The 18,081-nt window shown below is 40.1% G+C and carries 14 protein-coding genes; 7 read left to right on the forward strand and 7 right to left on the reverse strand.

Annotated features, from left to right (window positions below):
* Positions 1–130 precede the first annotated feature (130 nt).
* Positions 131–1,345: an aminotransferase class V-fold PLP-dependent enzyme gene (locus JWR87_RS06855; protein ID WP_297817357.1), complete on the reverse strand. Its 1,215-nt coding sequence runs from the start codon at positions 1,343–1,345 to the stop codon at positions 131–133.
* Positions 1,346–1,652: 307 nt separating this feature from the next.
* Positions 1,653–1,871, reverse strand: a complete 219-nt coding sequence (locus JWR87_RS06860) for a hypothetical protein (protein ID WP_297817360.1) — start codon at positions 1,869–1,871, stop codon at positions 1,653–1,655.
* A gap of 697 nt (positions 1,872–2,568) precedes the next feature.
* Here JWR87_RS06860 and kdsB point away from each other — a divergent pair.
* Positions 2,569–3,333 carry a 3-deoxy-manno-octulosonate cytidylyltransferase gene (gene kdsB / locus JWR87_RS06865; protein WP_297817363.1) on the forward strand — a complete coding sequence of 255 codons (765 nt, stop codon included), beginning with the start codon at positions 2,569–2,571 and terminating at the stop codon, positions 3,331–3,333.
* On the opposite strand, the gene JWR87_RS06870 is transcribed toward kdsB, so the two are convergent.
* Entirely contained in the window at positions 3,330–4,778 is a 1,449-nt protein-coding gene (locus JWR87_RS06870) for a rhomboid family intramembrane serine protease (protein ID WP_297817365.1), read from the reverse strand. The two genes, kdsB and JWR87_RS06870, sit on opposite strands and share 4 nt — an antisense overlap.
* A 130-nt stretch (positions 4,779–4,908) precedes the next feature.
* Here JWR87_RS06870 and JWR87_RS06875 point away from each other — a divergent pair, with 130 nt between their 5' ends.
* A complete protein-coding gene (locus tag JWR87_RS06875) occupies positions 4,909–5,985 on the forward strand; it encodes an iron-containing alcohol dehydrogenase family protein (RefSeq protein WP_297817367.1) in 1,077 nt (358 codons plus the stop codon).
* Between the two features lie 118 nt (positions 5,986–6,103).
* On the opposite strand, the gene JWR87_RS06880 is transcribed toward JWR87_RS06875, so the two are convergent.
* Positions 6,104–7,957, reverse strand: coding sequence for a 2-oxoacid:acceptor oxidoreductase subunit alpha (locus JWR87_RS06880; protein WP_297817369.1), 1,854 nt, complete (start codon positions 7,955–7,957; stop codon positions 6,104–6,106).
* A 238-nt stretch (positions 7,958–8,195) separates the two neighbouring features.
* On the opposite strand from JWR87_RS06880, the gene JWR87_RS06885 reads away from it, so the two are divergent.
* Positions 8,196–8,963 carry a Bax inhibitor-1/YccA family protein gene (locus tag JWR87_RS06885; protein ID WP_297817371.1) on the forward strand — a complete coding sequence of 256 codons (768 nt, stop codon included), beginning with the start codon at positions 8,196–8,198 and terminating at the stop codon, positions 8,961–8,963.
* A gap of 197 nt (positions 8,964–9,160) precedes the next feature.
* Here the strand turns inward: JWR87_RS06885 and JWR87_RS06890 are convergent, their stop codons facing one another.
* Positions 9,161–9,430 (reverse strand): acylphosphatase, encoded by a 270-nt coding sequence (locus JWR87_RS06890; RefSeq protein ID WP_297817374.1) that lies wholly within the window; start codon positions 9,428–9,430, stop codon positions 9,161–9,163.
* Between the two features lie 223 nt (positions 9,431–9,653).
* Between JWR87_RS06890 and JWR87_RS06895 the strand changes: the two genes are divergently transcribed.
* The gene (locus JWR87_RS06895; protein WP_297817377.1) at positions 9,654–10,241 is read left to right on the forward strand and encodes a DUF3575 domain-containing protein; all 588 of its coding nucleotides are present in this window, start codon (positions 9,654–9,656) and stop codon (positions 10,239–10,241) included.
* A gap of 32 nt (positions 10,242–10,273) precedes the next feature.
* On the opposite strand, the gene JWR87_RS06900 is transcribed toward JWR87_RS06895, so the two are convergent.
* Positions 10,274–11,155 carry a DUF6089 family protein gene (locus JWR87_RS06900; protein ID WP_297817380.1) on the reverse strand — a complete coding sequence of 294 codons (882 nt, stop codon included), beginning with the start codon at positions 11,153–11,155 and terminating at the stop codon, positions 10,274–10,276.
* Between the two features lie 472 nt (positions 11,156–11,627).
* On the opposite strand from JWR87_RS06900, the gene JWR87_RS06905 reads away from it, so the two are divergent.
* Positions 11,628–13,313 carry a S8 family peptidase gene (locus JWR87_RS06905; protein ID WP_297817383.1) on the forward strand — a complete coding sequence of 562 codons (1,686 nt, stop codon included), beginning with the start codon at positions 11,628–11,630 and terminating at the stop codon, positions 13,311–13,313.
* A 1-nt stretch (position 13,314) separates the two neighbouring features.
* Complete coding sequence (locus JWR87_RS06910) at positions 13,315–13,824, forward strand: DinB family protein (RefSeq protein WP_297817386.1); 510 nt, start codon at positions 13,315–13,317, stop codon at positions 13,822–13,824.
* A gap of 88 nt (positions 13,825–13,912) precedes the next feature.
* Here the strand turns inward: JWR87_RS06910 and JWR87_RS06915 are convergent, their stop codons facing one another.
* Positions 13,913–14,392, reverse strand: coding sequence for a DUF4920 domain-containing protein (locus JWR87_RS06915; protein ID WP_297817389.1), 480 nt, complete (start codon positions 14,390–14,392; stop codon positions 13,913–13,915).
* Between the two features lie 209 nt (positions 14,393–14,601).
* Here JWR87_RS06915 and treS point away from each other — a divergent pair, with 209 nt between their 5' ends.
* Entirely contained in the window at positions 14,602–17,910 is a 3,309-nt protein-coding gene (gene treS / locus JWR87_RS06920; protein WP_297817392.1) for a maltose alpha-D-glucosyltransferase, read from the forward strand.
* Positions 17,911–18,081 lie beyond the last annotated feature (171 nt).

Raw genomic sequence — 18,081 nt, forward strand, 5'->3', positions numbered from 1 at the left:
CTTTAATTAAGCATTGTTGTGTCACTCACTGCTACTTATAAACCTTTATTCAGCAATACCAGCTGCAAATAAAGCAAGATGTAGAAAGGGTTCATTTATTGTCATTTTTACTCTTTTAACAGGTGTTAATTCAGGTTTTCTTCAAAGAATAAACCGCCTCTAAACCTTTCATTACTTCCTCTTCAGAGTTAATGATACCGGGGGTAAAACGTGCCCAGCTTGTTTTGTATGGCGCTGCTGTTGCCACTACTTTTTTCTTTAGTAGTGCTTCAACAGTTTCCGGTGTCGTGTATCCGTCTACCTCAAACGAGATAATTCCTGCTGAAAATTCATCGGCCAAAGGGGTATGAAGTGTTACATGTGGCATGTCAGCGAGCCCTTCTTTACATAACCTGTTTAATTGGTGTACGCGATCCCAAACCTGTTGTTTTCCAAGATCCAGGTGCATTTTAAAAGCATCGTACAAAGCCCAACGGTGTTCGAGCGCATGAAAACCTCCTGGCGTCATTTGCAAACCATCCATTTCTTTTGGCCGCTCTTCCTCGGCAATGACGACCTCCATTGTGTCGGTAAAACTGGGAATAACCGGGTTAACAAGTTGCCAGGCCTCACGCGTTGCTGCCACCAATCCGTTTCCCCGGGGCCCATATATCCATTTATGGCATCCGGCAATAAAGAAGTCACAACCAAGCTCAGGGAAAGTTTCCATTTCTGTACCAAATCCGTGAACTCCGTCCAGCAACAGTAAGACCTTATTTTGCGCGTCGCGGCCCGCATTTATTTTGGCGAGCGCCTTCGTTATTGCCGGTACCGGTAATTTTAGTCCTGAGCTGGAATGCACCCAGGTTATGCCTAAGACCCTCGTTTGTTCACTAATATTTCGCACTACAGAATCTACAATCTCTTCGGTAGTAACTTCTGCCAAATTCTTGTATAGGTCAATTCTTCTAAAGCTACCGCCACTTCTTTGGGTCGCCTGCCTGATCGCTTCGTGTTGGGAGTAATGATCGTGGTTGGTAGTAAGAACTTCGTGGCCCTTCTGCAAGTTCAGTGCGGTGTATATTGTGCCCAGTCCCATAGTAGTACTATCCGTCATTGCAATGTCATCGGCATTGGGAACAGCAAAATACGCTGCTGCAATTTCCCTCACTCTTTGCATCATTCCCATTTCTTTTTCCTCCGTGTACAATACCCGGTTTTCGTCAAGTTCTCTTCTAAAATTTTCTATTGCTGTCCTTACAGGCTCGGGGTGAGATACAATAAATTGAGAAGCGCCTAATTGCACATATTCGCGGTTATAATTGAAAAGCTTCAGCACGCTTTCCCAATCTGGTTTTGCTTGCATTTTTCACTATTTTGGTTTGTTATCAATCGAAAAGTGGGTATCGTTACCAAAGCGGGTAATCGGGTAATAGGGACTCTTATTACAAAAACCTGCTCGTCGTCTTTCTTCAACTAAATGGCAGCAATTTTAATTTACACTTCAAAATCTTCCAACCGTCTTCCAATTACTCTATATGCTGCTCTTTTTAAAAAGAGGGCCGCCTAAAAAAGCAGCCCGTACTACACATGAAAAAAATGTTTTGATAAACCTTTATAACGACTGTTTTAAAACTCGTCTTTTAAAAAACCCGGTTCAAGTCTTTTTTTAATTATTTCAAAAGTCGCAACAATCTTGTTGTTACAACATCTCCACCAATTGCGGAAGAGGCCTGTTCGCAATTGGGGCGGTTCAGGTTTTGCTCACCTAAGGGATAAGTAAACCTTCTTGGAAAGGCAGAAGTAGCCGTTGTTGTTGCGTGCGATAGCGGCCTGTAAAATCTCCTCTGTTCTATCCACGAAATCCACCCCGGTTGTATAATACGTTTCATTTCTGTTCTCCTAGCTGTTGCTTCCGATTTACTGAATTGTCATTACATTTCCAATGTTACTGCCCGGTACTATTACAGAAGTTCTGTTGTGCCCAAAGAATCTATCACTCTTCCCCTGACTGTCGTGTTCTGTGGAGTCAGAAAAGTTGACAACAGTAAAAAGACAGCAGTAAACATCATTTTCCGCTTGTCAATATTCTCGTTTTGGGTGCTGACTCGCAAGCAACAAAAACATCTCCAAATGCATTAACTTTTTATTTAATACGGTTGCCAAAGGCGTAAAAGAACCAGGCGACTGAATTGATATTAAGATAAATGTTAATGCTCAGGTCTTTAGATGTAAAAGGCGGGTTTACTGCAGAATGAAAGAAAGTTTTTGTAGAATTTTAAAACACTAAAAAAGTTTCGGTGACTGTATAGAAAATTCTACAAACGGGTTTAACCCGCTGTGACCAGGATGGAGGCATCCGCTTGTGATATCGCGAAGAAAGAATGCGGGGAAGGAGGTATGCACCTGGAAGGGCCGGGGCCATTTGGATGTAGAAATGCGGGAAGCTGTATTAAGATTGTTCACCAACGAAAAGACAGTTGAAGTGAGTGACACAACGATGTAGCCTAAGGTTATAAAGCCTCGGTTAAAATTACTTATTCTTTAAAAACTTATTTTCGTAAAACACCCGCATTAAAACAAGTTTTTATGTCTCAGGAAAAATCTTCAAAAAATTGTGCAAAGCCAGGTTCTGTTGTAGCGCTGATACCGGCCAGATATGCCGCTACGAGATTTCCAGGAAAGCTGATGCAGCAACTGGGAGACAAAACTGTTATTCTTCATACGCACGATAATACCGTTGCAACAGGTTTGTTTGATGAAGTGATTGTGGCCACAGATAGCGACATTATTTACAAAGAGATTACGGGCAATGGGGGCAAAGCTGTTATGAGTAGAAAGTCGCATGAAAGCGGCAGCGATCGAATTGCAGAAGCGGTGGCCGAACTTGAAATTGATATAGTTGTTAACGTGCAGGGTGACGAGCCTTTTGTGCAAAAGGAACCGCTTGAAAAGTTATTACAGGTATTTAAAGGCGAAGATGGTGAAAACGTGCAAGTAGCATCTCTGATGCAAGAGTTGAAAGATCGAAAATTAATTGAAGATCCTAATTATGTAAAGGTGGCCGTTGATCTAAATATGAATGCAATGTTCTTTAGTCGTTCAGTAATTCCTTACCCGCGTGATAGTGAAGCCCCTATTACCTATTATGAACATATCGGCGTCTATGCTTTTCGAAAGCAGGCTTTGATGAATTTTACAAGTTGGCCAATGACCCCTTTGGAACAAGCTGAAAGAATCGAATGCCTCAGATACCTAGAACACGGAGTGCCTTTGAAAATGGTTGTAACAGCATATATGGGGGTAGAAATAGATACACCTGAAGATCTTACAAGGGCGGCTGAACTGCTTTAGTCTCCCAACTGGTCTATTATTTTTTCTATCCTGTCAGATACCTTGTCTATTTCGCCGTTGTACTTATCTGTACCCTCCTCTATCGATTTGTACATTAGCTCTGTCTGTCGTACTCTAAGTCCTGCATACTCGTTCAGCAGCTTTCTTTTTCGTTTGTATTCGCTGCTTAAACTGTAAGCGCCCGTCTTTGTAATTTCTTCCTGGAAGTGTTTCCACTGGGGCAAAGCGCTATCACGTATTACAGATACTGCATCATTATTTGATTGAGCAGATTGTAAGTGTTGCATTTGAACCATTGCCTTTACTTCAATCTGGTTCAGCTTCATCACCTCTCGCTCAAACCTGAGAGAGTCATTTCTTCCGTGAACTCTTAAATAAAAATATACGATTAAGGTGGTGAGCAATAAGACTTCTATCGAAATTCTTGAACCGCCTGCTCTTGCAAGTTCCCTTTTGAAATGGAAGAAATAGAATAAGTAACCGGTAATCAATCCTGCAACAAGGCCACCAATAAGGGATGCATTATCATTACCCCCACGAAACGAAACTACGATATTGAAAACGGCATACGCTACTGCACCGGCCAGCCAAAGAGGCGAGAATTTTTTATTGACGTACGGTGTAGTTACAAAAGCGATCAAAACACCATACATACCAAATATAGCACCTGTTGCCCCGGCAGCAACGCCTTCAGCAGTCCAAACGATACTTACAAGGCTTGCAAGGACTCCGACTGTGAGGTAGGCAATCAGGAATTTTAATTTTCCAAGAATAGACTCTACCATCAAACCAATGAAGTAAAGACCAACCAGGTTTACCAGCAAAGGCAGTATTCCGATATGTACAAAGATGTTTGTAACCAGCCGCCACCACTCTCCACCCGTCACATTGAACTTAACATTTCCTCCCCAGTTAATAATGTCTTTTGCTTCTGGTTCTATCAGGTTTACACCTCGTATTGCCATAGCGACAAAAACGAGAACATTTACGGCAATCAGAAAAAAGGTCATTCCGTGGTCCTTTGTTCCATAAGTCACCTTCTCACCTGTTACCCGGTTCCCGGATTTTAGTTGCTTCAACGTTTCATCCCGCAAGGTGTTGGCAGCCCGCTGCAATTGCTCGCTTTTCCAGTTAGCCTTAATTTTTTTAAATTTTGGCAACAGGTGCTCTTCTATATTTTTTTGATTGCGGCCAGCCTCATATAGCTCCAGGCTTTCACTGCGGCTTCTGAAAATAATCTCATTATTTTCTACCGATATTTTTATGATCTCTTCGCTAAGTGTCCAGTGTGTAGGTGTGGTAGCAGTAAACTTGTTTTCGTCAACAACAAGGTATTCCCACTCAAGTTCTTTGCAGGCTTGTTGTACAATGCTAAAAATTTCCCAGTTATTCAATCCTTCAGCAGGTACCCTTTTCTCAAACTGTGTTTTCCATCCAAAAGCCATATTTCTTAAAATTTTCTATCAGAAGTAAAAATCTGCTATTGTCAGCCAAAGTATTTAAATAGTGGATAAGTAACAAGCCCATAGCCTCTATTAACAAAGATGTAATTTCGTGCCACTTAAACTTTAAAACATGAGTAAGTTTCGAAATTTTAAAATGGTCGATTACGTTATATATGGCAGAGGTAGTTTTAACCAGTTGGATGAAATCTTATCACCAAATCGTAAGGAAGGTGCTCCAATGATTTTCCTGGTAGACCATTTTTTCGAGGATAAAACTTTAGCAGGCAGAATTCCGGTACAAGGTAATGATAAAGTGATATTCACTGATGTAACATACGAACCAAAAACAACTTATGTCGACAAAATTGCAGGCGAGTTAAGAGAGGAATTTGGAACGGTTAGTGGAATTATAGGAATAGGCGGTGGCTCAACCATGGATCTTGCAAAGGCAGTTAGCTTGATGATGACGAACCCCGGTTCCTCCGCTGATTACCAGGGTTGGGACCTTGTAAAGTTGCCGGGTGTTTATAAAGCAGGCATACCAACACTAAGCGGAACAGGTGCAGAAGTATCAAGAACTACAGTTTTAACCGGACCTACAAGAAAATTAGGAATGAACAGCGACTTCACTCCTTTCAACCAAATCGTACTTGACCCTGAGCTGACAGCAAATGCTCCCAACAACCAACGTTTCTATACGGGCATGGATTGTTACATTCATTGTATCGAAAGCTTACAGGGAACTTACCTGAATGAGTTTAGTAAAAGTTATGGTGAAAAAGCTTTGCAGCTTTGCCAGGAAATATTTTTAGAGAAAGATACCTGGGACAATGAAAGCGACGACAAACTGATGATGGCTAGTTATGCCGGTGGAATGAGTATCGCTTACAGCCAGGTAGGTGTTGCACATGCTGTTAGTTATGGCCTTTCTTTTTTGCTAGGAACAAAGCATGGAGTAGGTAATTGTATAGTGATGAACCATCTTGAAGAATATTATCCCGAAGGAACTGCTGAATTTAAAAAGATGGTGGAGAAAAGTAAAGTAGAAATTCCTGAAGGTATTTGCAAAGGACTAACCGACGAACAATTTGATGCGATGATAAACGTAAGCATGGGTATGAAGCCGCTATGGGAAAACGCGCTTGGAAGAGATTGGGAAAAAATAATGACAAGGGCGAAGCTAAGAGCACTATACGAAAAACTGTAGTTACAATCCCATTATAAAAATCAAAAGCCCCCGAAAAGGGCTTTTGATTTTATAACGAAAACAATAAAGAAAATTTATTATTTGTATGGGCAGATCTATATAAAGCTTCTAAAAAAAGTTACGCCTCCTCAATTATCTTTTTCACTTCATCTATAATCTCACCCTTGGTAATAGGTATTCCCATTATCTTATTGTACCCTTTCGCATCTACCATATATTTATCCCTGATAATCTTAATCAATTGCCCGTTATTGATTTCAGGAATCAACAGGTGGTCGTAATTTTTTATTATATCTCCCAGGTTTTTTGGGAAAGGACGAACATAGCGTAAGTGTGCATGAGCTACCTCGTGCCCTTCGGCCAGCAGCTCGTTTACCGCACTTTTAATAGCTCCATAAGTACTTCCCCAGCCTAAAATCAGCACTTTGCCTTTTTCAGGACCATTGTCCAATTTTTGTTCAGGAATAAATTGAGCTATTTTCTCTACTTTCTCTTCTCTTATTTTCACCATCAACTGGTGGTTGTCGGGATCGTAGCTCACATTGCCCGTTATATTCTGTTTTTCAATACCACCAACCCTATGCTCTAAACCGGCAGTGCCTGGAACAGCCCAAGGACGAACCAATTTCTCGTCGCGTAGATATGGCTGAAATTTTTCTTCATGGTCGCCAAGCTCTGTTTTAAACTTCACCTCAATCTTATGCAAGTCATCACTCTTCGGAAATTTCCACGGTTCAGAACCATTTGCAATAAAACCGTCGCTTAGTAATATAACTGGGGTCATGTGTTGAACTGCAATTCGTACCGCTTCATACACTGCACCAAAACAGTCACTGGGCGTTGATGCGGAGATAACAGGCATTGGACTTTCACCATTTCTGCCATAGTACGCTTGCATCAAATCGCTTTGTTCGGTTTTTGTAGGTAGTCCGGTAGAAGGTCCACCCCTTTGAACATTTATAATCAACAAAGGAATTTCAAGCATAATTGCCAGCCCCATTGCCTCAGCTTTTAGTGCCATACCGGGCCCGGAGGTAGTAGTTACTCCTAAAGAACCGCCGTAGCTTGCGCCGATAGCGGAAGTAATAGCCGCAATCTCATCCTCTGCCTGGAAAGTTTTAATTCCAAATGCTTTGTGCTTACTTAGTTCGTGCAAAATATCAGAAGCCGGGGTAATAGGGTAAGAGCCTAAAAACAGTTGTAATCCACTTTTTTGGCTCGCTGCTATTAAGCCGTAGCTTAAAGCCTGGTTGCCCATAATGTTACGGTAGCTGCCCTTAACCATCTTAGCCTTTTCTACACTGAAACGGGTTGTAAAAGTTTCCGTGGTATCGGCGTAATTATATCCGGCTTGTAGCGCCTTAATGTTACTCTGCATAATCGTGTCTTTCTTACCGAATTTTTCAGTCAGAAAATTTATGGTATTATCCATATTGCGATTATACATCCAGTATAAAAAGCCGAGCACAAACATATTCTTTGCACGGTCTTTTTCTTTTGTACCCATTTCAAACTCTTTCAGCGCTTCACGGGTAAGTTTTGTAACATCTATTTTTATAACCTCGTAGTTTGTAAGGCTTTCATCTTCCAACGGATTTACTCCATCGGGGTAATTGGCAAGTCTTAAATTTCTCGAATCAAAACCATCGCTATTAACTATTATTTTTCCGCCCTTTTTCAGGTTTTTTACATTTACTTTCAGTGCAGCAGCATTCATTGCTACCAGTACATCGCAATCATCGCCCGGCGTAAAAATTCTGTTGCTGCTGAAATGTAGTTGAAAACCGCTGACACCAGGTAAAGTACCTATAGGGGCACGTATCTCAGCAGGAAAATCGGGAAAGGTGGCAAGGTCAATACCGAGCATAGCAGTATTGTTGGTAAATTGGCTTCCTGTCAATTGCATTCCATCCCCACTATCGCCGGCAAATTTTATAACTACGTCCTGTAAAACTTCTTCTGTAGTAATCATTTTTAAAACTTATTGTCGAACAATTTAAGCAATTTTTCAAAAGTACTGCAAGTAAGAGTAGCATTTTAAATTTTAAGCTTTTATCACTCTTCATGAGCACTTAAATCGATGGAAATAATACGAATAACAATAGACAGATAATTTGCTGGATCCTCTAAAACGCTCAACTTTTTCATACTGATAACATGGACTTATTTATATTTGTTATTGAATTTTACTAAAACAAAAATCAATAGAAATGGCACTTTTAAAATCAGGAAATCCAACGCTGTCGGCGAAGATTTTTAATACAACAATATCAGATCAGCAACAAGGGGTGATGACTGCCCGGGGAGCAATGAATAAATTCGGCTTTCTATTTTTAATGGTTATTGCAGGTGCTGCATTTACATGGCATTTGTATTACCAGGGTAAGGCACAAACAATGATGCCTTTAATGATGGTGGGCGTTTTTGGAGGACTGATTACAGCAATTGTTATTAGCTTCAAACAAACGTGGGCACCTTACCTTGCTCCTTTGTACGGTTTACTCGAGGGCTTATTCATTGGCGCTATTTCCGCTATTGTAAATGAAATGTTCGCCACAAAATACCCCGGTATTGTTATTCAGTCTGTGGGCCTAACCCTTGGTGTAGCGGTAGCTATGTTTCTCTTGTATAATTTCCGTATCATCAGGCCTACTCAAAGGTTTAAATCTATTCTCTTAACAGCAACTGCAGGTATCGCTATTTTTTACCTGATTACCTGGATAGTGAGCATGTTTGGAGTTCGTATGGAATTTATGATGTTAGGAGACGGAAGCTTGCTGGGAATAGGCATCAGCCTTTTTGTAGTAATAATTGCAGCCCTAAACCTGATAATAGACTTTGATATGATAGAACAGGGAGCAGAAATGGGCGCTCCAAAATACATGGAGTGGTACTGTGCCTTCGCATTGATGGTTACTATTGTGTGGTTGTATGTCGAGATGCTTAAGTTGTTAAGCCGACTCGGTAGCAGAGATTAGTAGAGAGAAAAATGTAAGTGTTTAATTATAGCCGGACCAGTTAAAGGTTCGGCTTTTCTTTTTTTCGGCAAAGCCTTGGTAACTCTAATCTTGCTTTTGTTGCGTCGCACTCTTGTGCTTTTTATAACTTTATTGAGCTTTCCCCATCAGCAAAAAAGCCATCACGAAAGAATTTGGGTGGCGCCTACTTACACCATTTATCCTGTAACAGAAAAATCTTTAAAGGTTTTTTCTACCACTTCTGTAGAAATTACTTCCGTAACATTCGCTCTTTTCGGGCCCGTTTTGCACCACGCTACAAACGCTTGTAGTTGGTGGTGGCTTCCTGTAACAACAGCTTCCACATCACCTTCATCAGTGTTTTTTATCCACCCTGTTATCCCTAACTTTTCAGCAATTTCTTTTGCTGAAGCCCTGTAAAAGACACCTTGCACTTTTCCTTTTATTGAAAGATGTAGAGTTGGCATATGCGCGTTTTAAAAATACTTTATTCTATAACCATCCAATAATAATAAAAAGATCCTGTTCGTTCAAATGCTATTCCTTCCATTTCCGGAATACGTATTTTTAGAATAAATTTTATACCGCGTGTAGATAACTGGAAATCTCTTATATCGTCTGTATCAATACACTTTACTTAAAATGTTGCTGATCCTGTTCAAAGCTATTGTGCTCTTTTAAATGAATGCTATGCGTTGCTATTTAATATCTGTAGTTGTTTTTTGTGGTTTACTTGTCACGCTTTTTGCGAATGGACAAAAAACAAGGCCACTAGCAAAGAGGGTTATGGTGAAGACAAATCTCTTAAACATTATTTTTAAGAAGCCAACACTTTCTATAGAAAAAGCTTTAACCGGCACCATTACTGTCGAGGGATCTTTTGTACAAGGCCGCTACGACAACTTTTTATTTGCCGACCGTTACAACTTTAATGGATTTCTTTTAAGAACTAAAAAGTATTTTACTAAAATTAAATACCGCGAAGTAAATCCATACATGGCCGCCTATGTAGGCACGTTGAAAAGAGAGATAGTAAATCAAGGTCACGTAGACAACACAGGTTTTTTTGGTATTCGTTCAAGAGACTTTCACGCTAATTCAGCTAGGGGAGGAGGCTCTCTCGGTTTTGCATACTTCACCAAAAGCAATATTATTATTGACGCGCAGAGTAGCTTAGGGTACGGGAGATATATAAAGCCTCAGAGGTTAAACCCTTACGATTATTCCAAAGGTTACCTCGATTTGCAGGTTTGGCTTTCGGTTGGCTACTGTTTTTAAAATTTAGAGGAGACGTCATCCTGAACCTAATTTTAATAACGGGCTTTTCTTCTTAAGACCAAACCGACTTTTAAAGATACACTCATGTACGCATCGTTATTTTTGGGGTTAGCCCTTCTGGCAGGCAGGCTACCATCGAGACTTCTGTTAAATAGTTTTTGAGCGTTTGCGGCATCAGCAACACTAAGATACTTTCTAAAAATCTCAGCATCAACAAAACCGGCACAATGGGCATCGTCTAAATAGTCAGTAAAAAGAATACGATGATGGAACTCAAGCCTGAGATTTAAGACGTCTGAAGCTTCATATCGTAAACCTAATCCAACCGGTATATTAAACTGCGATTTCAAATATGGTTGTACCTCGTTGTATTCAAAAAAACCTTGTCCCTCGGTGTGAAGAGGTTCTAAATCAATATAGCGGTTATGTAGAAAAGCCTGGGGATTAAATGAGAATCTTCCAACCCCGGCAACCACATACGGTGACAAAGGAGGATATTTTGCATAGTCAAAAAGTAAAAGTGGATGAAATTCGGCCAGTAAACTTATTTCGGAAATCTTACTCCTGAAACTGAGATTTCTTACGGCCTTAGATTTTGCGTTAACTGTTGTACCGTCAATATCCCTGTCTGCTGAGCCAACTGCTCCCCACGTACCTTCTACTCTTACCCCCACCAGGTTCTGATACATCACCGAGCCCGAAATGCTAAAGGCGAGCTTTGTATTTTTCAACCTTATTTCATTAATATAATACGTCTTATCACCATTTGCTCCACCAATATCTGTAATGCAATTCATCGCACCTACGCCAAGTCCAAATTCATACGAGAAGAGGTTATTGTAATATTGGCCTGCTAACTGTTCGCTCAGAACCATCAACAGTAATGACAACCCTGGAGCAAGTAAACCTTTCATACCATTATGTTTAGGTGAGACTTAATTTGTTCGGAAAATACTTAAGAGATAATTTCAAAAAATTAGGGGCTCAGCTCTCGGCACTATATACCAGGTTTCTTAAACTTTAAACAGTGTTTTAAATATAATTAAAGTTTTAAATAAAAAGAAGTGCTTATGCGACTGGTACTTTTGAGAGCAATAAAGTAGATAATAAATAAAACGGTGGTCTGCCTGTTGTAAGTGGGGTATAGTAAAAGAAGATCTGTTAAGCGAGGGTACTTTTCTGATATTTTGGAAGTATAATTAATATTTAAGAACTCTTTTGCAGAAGACTGTTACTTTGAAAATCTATTGATAAACGGAGCGTCGCAACTATGTAGAAAAATTGTACAAATGATGGCCGTAATAATTAATTCCTAAAAATTCAAATACTACACTTTCTAATAAAAACCTTCGGAAATTTGTTCCTCAAAAACAAAGCAAGATTACAATGCACAGTCTTAAAAATATTTTTTTACTAGGGTTCTTATTTGTCTCATCTACTGTTTTTGGGCAAGACTCGTTGAAGGGATGGCACTTGCGTGACGCCGCCTCAGACAGCTTTCATGGAATTAGCATAAAGAAAACATACGATTTTTTAAAGGCTAAAAAGAGCAAGCCGGTGATTGTTGCGGTGATTGATAGTGGTGTTGATACTACTAACGAAGACCTTAAAAATATTTTGTGGAGAAACCCGAAGGAAGTTCCGGGAAATGGAAAAGATGAAGACGGTAACGGCTATATTGATGACGTGTACGGCTGGAATTTTTTAGGTGGTAAAGATGGCCGTAATGTGAAGACAGAATCAGCAGAAGCTAGCAGGATTTATCATCGTTATAAAAGCAAGTTCGACAGTAAGCCACTTAATGTAGCAAACCTTTCGGGCGACGACAAAGAAGAATATGAGCTATGGAAACAAGCGTCTAAAATAGTAAATGGCAAACCCGAGGAACAAATGGAGCTCATGTTTCTTGAGATGGCTTATAAAGCTGTGAAGAAGCATGAAAAAGTACTACGGGACGAAATGAAAAAAGACACGTTTACAGTTGTAGACCTGGAGAAATATATTGCCACTACTCCGGCTGCTCAAAGGGCAAAATTGGGATACATCAATTTTGTTAAACTAACAGGAATAGATACCGAAGACTCTAATACTACCATTTTTACCGAGTTAGAAGAGTATATCGACCAAAAGAAGAAGGGACAGGAGGCTAAAGAAAAAGCACCTGTTGATTACAGAGGCGAAATAGTAAAAGACAATTACAACAACATCAACGATCGCTTTTATGGCAACAGTGATGTTATGGGGCCTTCATCCATGCATGGTACGCACGTGGCCGGAATTATAGGCGCACAAAGAGACAATGGAATTGGTGCCGACGGTGTTGCTCAAAATGTAAAGGTGATGATGATAAGAGCGGTTCCTGACGGAGATGAGTATGACAAAGACATCGCCCTTGCTATTAAGTATGCAGTAGACAATGGGGCAAAAGTGATAAATATGAGTTTCGGTAAAGGGTTGTCGCCCGAAAAGAAATGGGTAGACGACGCTGTGAGGTACGCTGAGTTGAAAGATGTATTAATTATTCATGCAGCAGGAAACGATGGTGAAAACACCGATACGACCGGCAATTTTCCTAATCCTGAGCTAAAGGATCTTCGTAGAAAGGCCTTTAATTTCATTACCGTTGGCGCCAGTAGCGATCCAAAAGTAAGTGGCGATTATGTGGCTGATTTTAGTAACTATGGTAAGTCAACCGTTGACGTGTTTGCGCCAGGTGTGAAAATATATTCTACCCTTCCCGGTAAAAGTTCTTATGGATTTTTAAAAGGCACCAGTATGGCCTCTCCTGTTGTGGCAGGTGTGGCTGCTGTTCTTCGGTCTTATTTTCCTGAGTTGTCCGCCAGGCAGGTTAAGTATGCAATCGAAAAGTCAGCGGTTGTTGAGCCTGGTCTTAAAGTAACCAGGCCGGGCGCAAAAGAGACGGTTTTATTTAACGAACTTAGCTCTTCGGGTGGTTTAGTAAATGCTTTTAATGCTGTTAAAATAGCCATGACTTTGCAGCCCGAGAAAAAGGAAATTAAAAAAGAGGTGCTGCCAAAACCTACATTCAAAAACATTCCCGTAAAAAAATAATATGCCTCATTTAGCTGCCGGAACTTATCCTCCTTATTTTCAAAATTATATTAACCTGGTTCATACAGACACGGTTACAGCAGCTATTGAGAAGTATAGCCCGAATATTTTAAGCTTCTTTAGAAACATTCCGCTAAAGAAAGTGGATTATAGGTATGCTGAAGGTAAATGGACCATAAAGGAAATGCTGCAACACATTATAGATACAGAAAGAATTTTTGCTTATCGTGCCCTACGGGTTTCAAGGCACGATACAACTCCACTTCCCGGATTTGACGAAACTGCTTATGCTTTAGCAAGTAATGCTGCCTCAAGAACCTGGCAAGGTTTGTTGGAAGAACTGGAGGCTTCAAGAAAGTCAACAGACCTTTTGTTGCAAAGCTTCACCCCTGGTCACCTGCAACAGTCAGGAGTAATTAATGAACATCCCAATACCACTATCGCAATTTCTTTCGTGATTTTTGGTCACATTCTACATCATATAAATATCGTGAAAGAGCGGTACTTGTAGTGTTGTTGTTTACCAGCGTTAGGTCCGCTATGTAACATCGTTGTGTCACACCCTTGTACATTTTTATTTTTATTCGGCTAAGTGATTGTTATAGAACCAATACCCCTTTGGCATCAATAACAATTTCTTTTTTCGCCTCTTTTATAGCGGCTATCTCTTCCTTGCTTTTACCCGCATCTGCGGCAAAATGTTTTAATTGCTCCACTGAGGTAATTTTTTCTTCAGCGTCCCCGGCTATTATTACTGTTTTTCCATTTAGTGCCACCGGAACTGTAAACTGGTGATCTTTCATCTTTACCATCATTTTACCGTCAGCAGATTGCACCTTAATCCAACAGCCTTCCATAGTACAAACATCTGTTACCACACCTTTAATTTTCACTTCTGCTTTTCGGCTGCCTTCACTTTTGCCAAGTAACAGATTTTGAAGTTCATTTACACTCATAGCCTTCTCTGCCGTTATCTTTTCACCAAATGAGCTGCCTGTTTTTGCAGGCACGTTTGGTGGTTGAGCTACAGAAAGTGTGTAGATAAACACAGCGATTGACAGCGCAAATATTTTTTTCATAAAAAAAATTTTAGAATAAAGAAATTTTGTTAGCTCATATTGCTCCTCAAAACTATTAATAATTTTATTGCGCTCAATTTCTATAAAAACCGGACAAATTTCTATCCCTTTATTTTTGGTTCATTAAAATTCTGGCAATCCGGTAGTTGCGGTTCTTATTAGTGGCACGCAAATTATGCTGGTACTCGTCTAATATTAACATGATAGGTATGGCAAATCATTCAACAGCAGATGACAAATTGCTTTGGTATAAAGATGCAATTATTTATGAGCTTCACATTAAGGCATTTAGTGATGGTAATGGAGATGGTATAGGCGATTTTCAGGGGCTAATGACAAAACTGGATTATTTGCAAGACCTTGGCGTAACTGCTATCTGGGTGCTTCCTTTTTATCCATCACCATTGAAAGACGACGGATACGATATAGCGGATTATTACAACATCAATTCCCGCTACGGAAATATCAGGCAGTTTAAGGAGTTCATGGCCGAAGCCCACAAACGAAATCTTAAAGTAATTACAGAGCTCGTAATCAATCATACTTCAGATCAGCATCCATGGTTTCAACGAGCGCGAACAGCGCCAAAAGGTTCTCCTGAAAGGGATTTTTATGTTTGGTCCGATAATCCCAACCAATGGAAAGATGTCAGGATTATTTTTACCGATTATGAAGCCAGTAACTGGACGTGGGATCCGGTTGCACAACAATATTATTGGCATCGCTTTTTCCATCATCAACCTGACTTAAATTATGATAGCCCTCTTGTGCAGGAAGAGATTTTAAAGATCTTAGACTTTTGGTGCAATATGGGTGTTGATGGCTTTCGCCTCGATGCAGTTCCCTACTTATTTGAACGCGAAGGAACAAACGGAGAGAATTTACCTGAGACCCATGAGTATCTTAAAAAATTAAGAGCCCATGTTGATGAAAAATATCCGGGAACAGTATTTCTTGCAGAGGCAAATATGTGGCCGGAAGACTCGGCTGCATACTTTGGAAACGGGGATGAGTGTCATATGAACTACCACTTTCCTGTAATGCCACGCATGTTTATGGCGTTGCAGATGGAAGACCGCTATCCTATTACCGATATTTTTGAACAGACCCCCGCTATCCCCGACAATTGTCAGTGGGCAATGTTCCTACGCAACCACGACGAGCTGACCCTTGAAATGGTGACCGACGAAGAGCGCGATTATATGTACAAGGTGTACGCAAAAGACCCTAAAGCAAAAATCAATCTTGGTATCCGGCATCGCCTGGCACCTTTAATGGATAACAACAGGAGAAGGATTGAATTAATGAATTGTCTCCTGTTTTCAATGCCAGGCACCCCTGTAATTTACTATGGCGACGAAATCGGAATGGGAGACAACTTTTACCTGGGCGATCGGGATGGCGTTCGTACCCCTATGCAATGGTCGCCAGACAGGAACGCAGGTTTTTCCGCATCAAATCCCCAAAAACTATATCTGCCTGTTATTCTTGATCCGGGATATAATTACGAGTCGGTAAATGTAGAGATGCAACGCACCAATACCTCTTCGTTGTTTTGGTTTATGAAACGCATGATTAGCATGCGAAAGAAGTTTAAAGGCTTCGGCAGAGGCGATCTGAAATTTTTAAATGTTGCAAATCCAAAAATTCTCGCATTTACGCGTACTTACCTTGACGAGACTTTATTCATTATTGTTAACCTTTCCAAACATTCTCAGGCAGTAGAAGTAGATCTGTCAGCTTTTAAAGGTTATATACCTATTGAGGTATTTAGTAAGAACAAGTTTCCGATAATCAAAGAAGATACTCCTTATTTCTTCACCCTTGGCTCTCATGCTTATGAATGGTTTATTCTTCATAAAACTACTGTCGATGCAGACGACTTACAGCCGCTGCCATCATTACAAATCAACTCATGGAGCGAGTTAAGTGATATTAAGAATGTAGAAGAGCTTCAAAATAATATTTTAGCCAATTACATTATAAAAACAGATTGGTTCACAGGCAAGGAAAAAGCTATAAATAGTATAAGCGTAACTAATTATGCTTCTCTTCCTGTTAGCGGGGGCGATACTTTGCTGTTATTAATTGAAGTTCGATACGAAAGTGGGCTACCTGAGTCTTATCAATTGCCGTTAACTTTTGCCAAAGAGAAGTTGTCTCAAACGCTCGGTAGTAATTGTCCGCAGGCGGTAATAGCAAATTTAAAGGTTGGAGATGAGGAAGGCATTCTCGTAGATGCGCTGTTTACGCCGGGGCTTCAGCATTTCCTTATTGAAAGAATAGGCAGCAACCAGGGAATTGAATTAAGCAACAGCATTATTGAATTTGCAGGCAATGAGCAATTGAAAAATCAGCTGGAACATTTGGTTGATTTAAAATCGAAAATCTATACAGAAGACGGTTTTACGGCTATTAATTACGACAATGGTTTTTCGTTAAAAATGTATAGAAAGATCGATCCCACCACCAATCCTGATTTAGAGATTACCCGCTATTTGTCTGAAAAGGCACAGTTTGAATATGTTCCAAAGTTTTCTGGTTCTATCGAATGGAAGTTTGAAAATGATACCATTGCTTTAGGCATGTTGCAGGTGTTGATCGAAAACCACGGGGACTCACATAGTTTTATGTTAGCCCGGATAAATAATTATATAGAAAGAATTTTATCGGGCGATAAAGAACAGCTTGCATCAATTCAATCACTGGGAACTTTAACCGAGCCGGTTGGATATGAAGAACTGACACCTGAACTGCAGGTTTTGTTAGGAGGTACTGCTAGTGAACAGGCTCGTGTAATTGGGATAAGAACAGGTGAAATGCACTTGGCCCTCGCGGCCGGGAAAAGCCTTAAAGATTTCGCTCCTGAGGACTTCTCACTACATTACCAGCGTTCTTTGTTTTCATCAATGCAATCATTGGTAAGAGAAATCTATGAAAACAAACCGGGAGACATGGACATCTATCCAGATTTGGTAAAGCAGGATTTAATAGATCTTTTTGAGAGGAAAGAGGATATCCTTCAAACCCTAAAAAGAATATATGCTAAGAAGCTGGATGTAATAAAAATTAGAATTCACGGAAATTTTCATTTGGGCCAGGTGTTTTCTACCGGGAAAGATGTGGTGATTACTGATTTTGGCGGTGATCCGATTCGAAGTTTTAGTGACAGAAGACTAAAACGGTCGCCATTACGCGATGTTGCGGCAATGATACGTTCAATTAGAAACGTAGCATTTGAAGGATTTCTTAAGACGACCCACGTAGAAAAAGACAATGTAAACAGCTTACTTCCTTTTGCCCGTTTATGGGCTCATTATATGGTTGGCTTCTTTATGAAAGCTTATCTCGAAACTGTTAAAGACAGTTCCTTTATACCTAGAGATAAGCAGGATTTTCAGATGATGGTTGAGACTTATATGCTTGAAAAAGCGCTTTACGACCTGAACTACGAATTAAAAAACCGTCCGGACTGGGTAATTATACCGGTAAGAACAATTAAGTCAATAATAGGATAAGCGAGAACAAAAAGTAAAGAGGCTGTCTCAAAACAAATGAGACAGCCTCTTTTATTTGGATCCCTATCGGAGAGAGTGAACTCCGTTTAAGCGATTTTCAGAGCCTGCTTTTACTATTGATACAGCCCGTTTTTTTATATCTATATTTTCAATTACAGCGTTTTTAGAATA

Source organism: Segetibacter sp. (assembly GCF_025963695.1).
GTDB lineage: Bacteria > Bacteroidota > Bacteroidia > Chitinophagales > Chitinophagaceae > Segetibacter.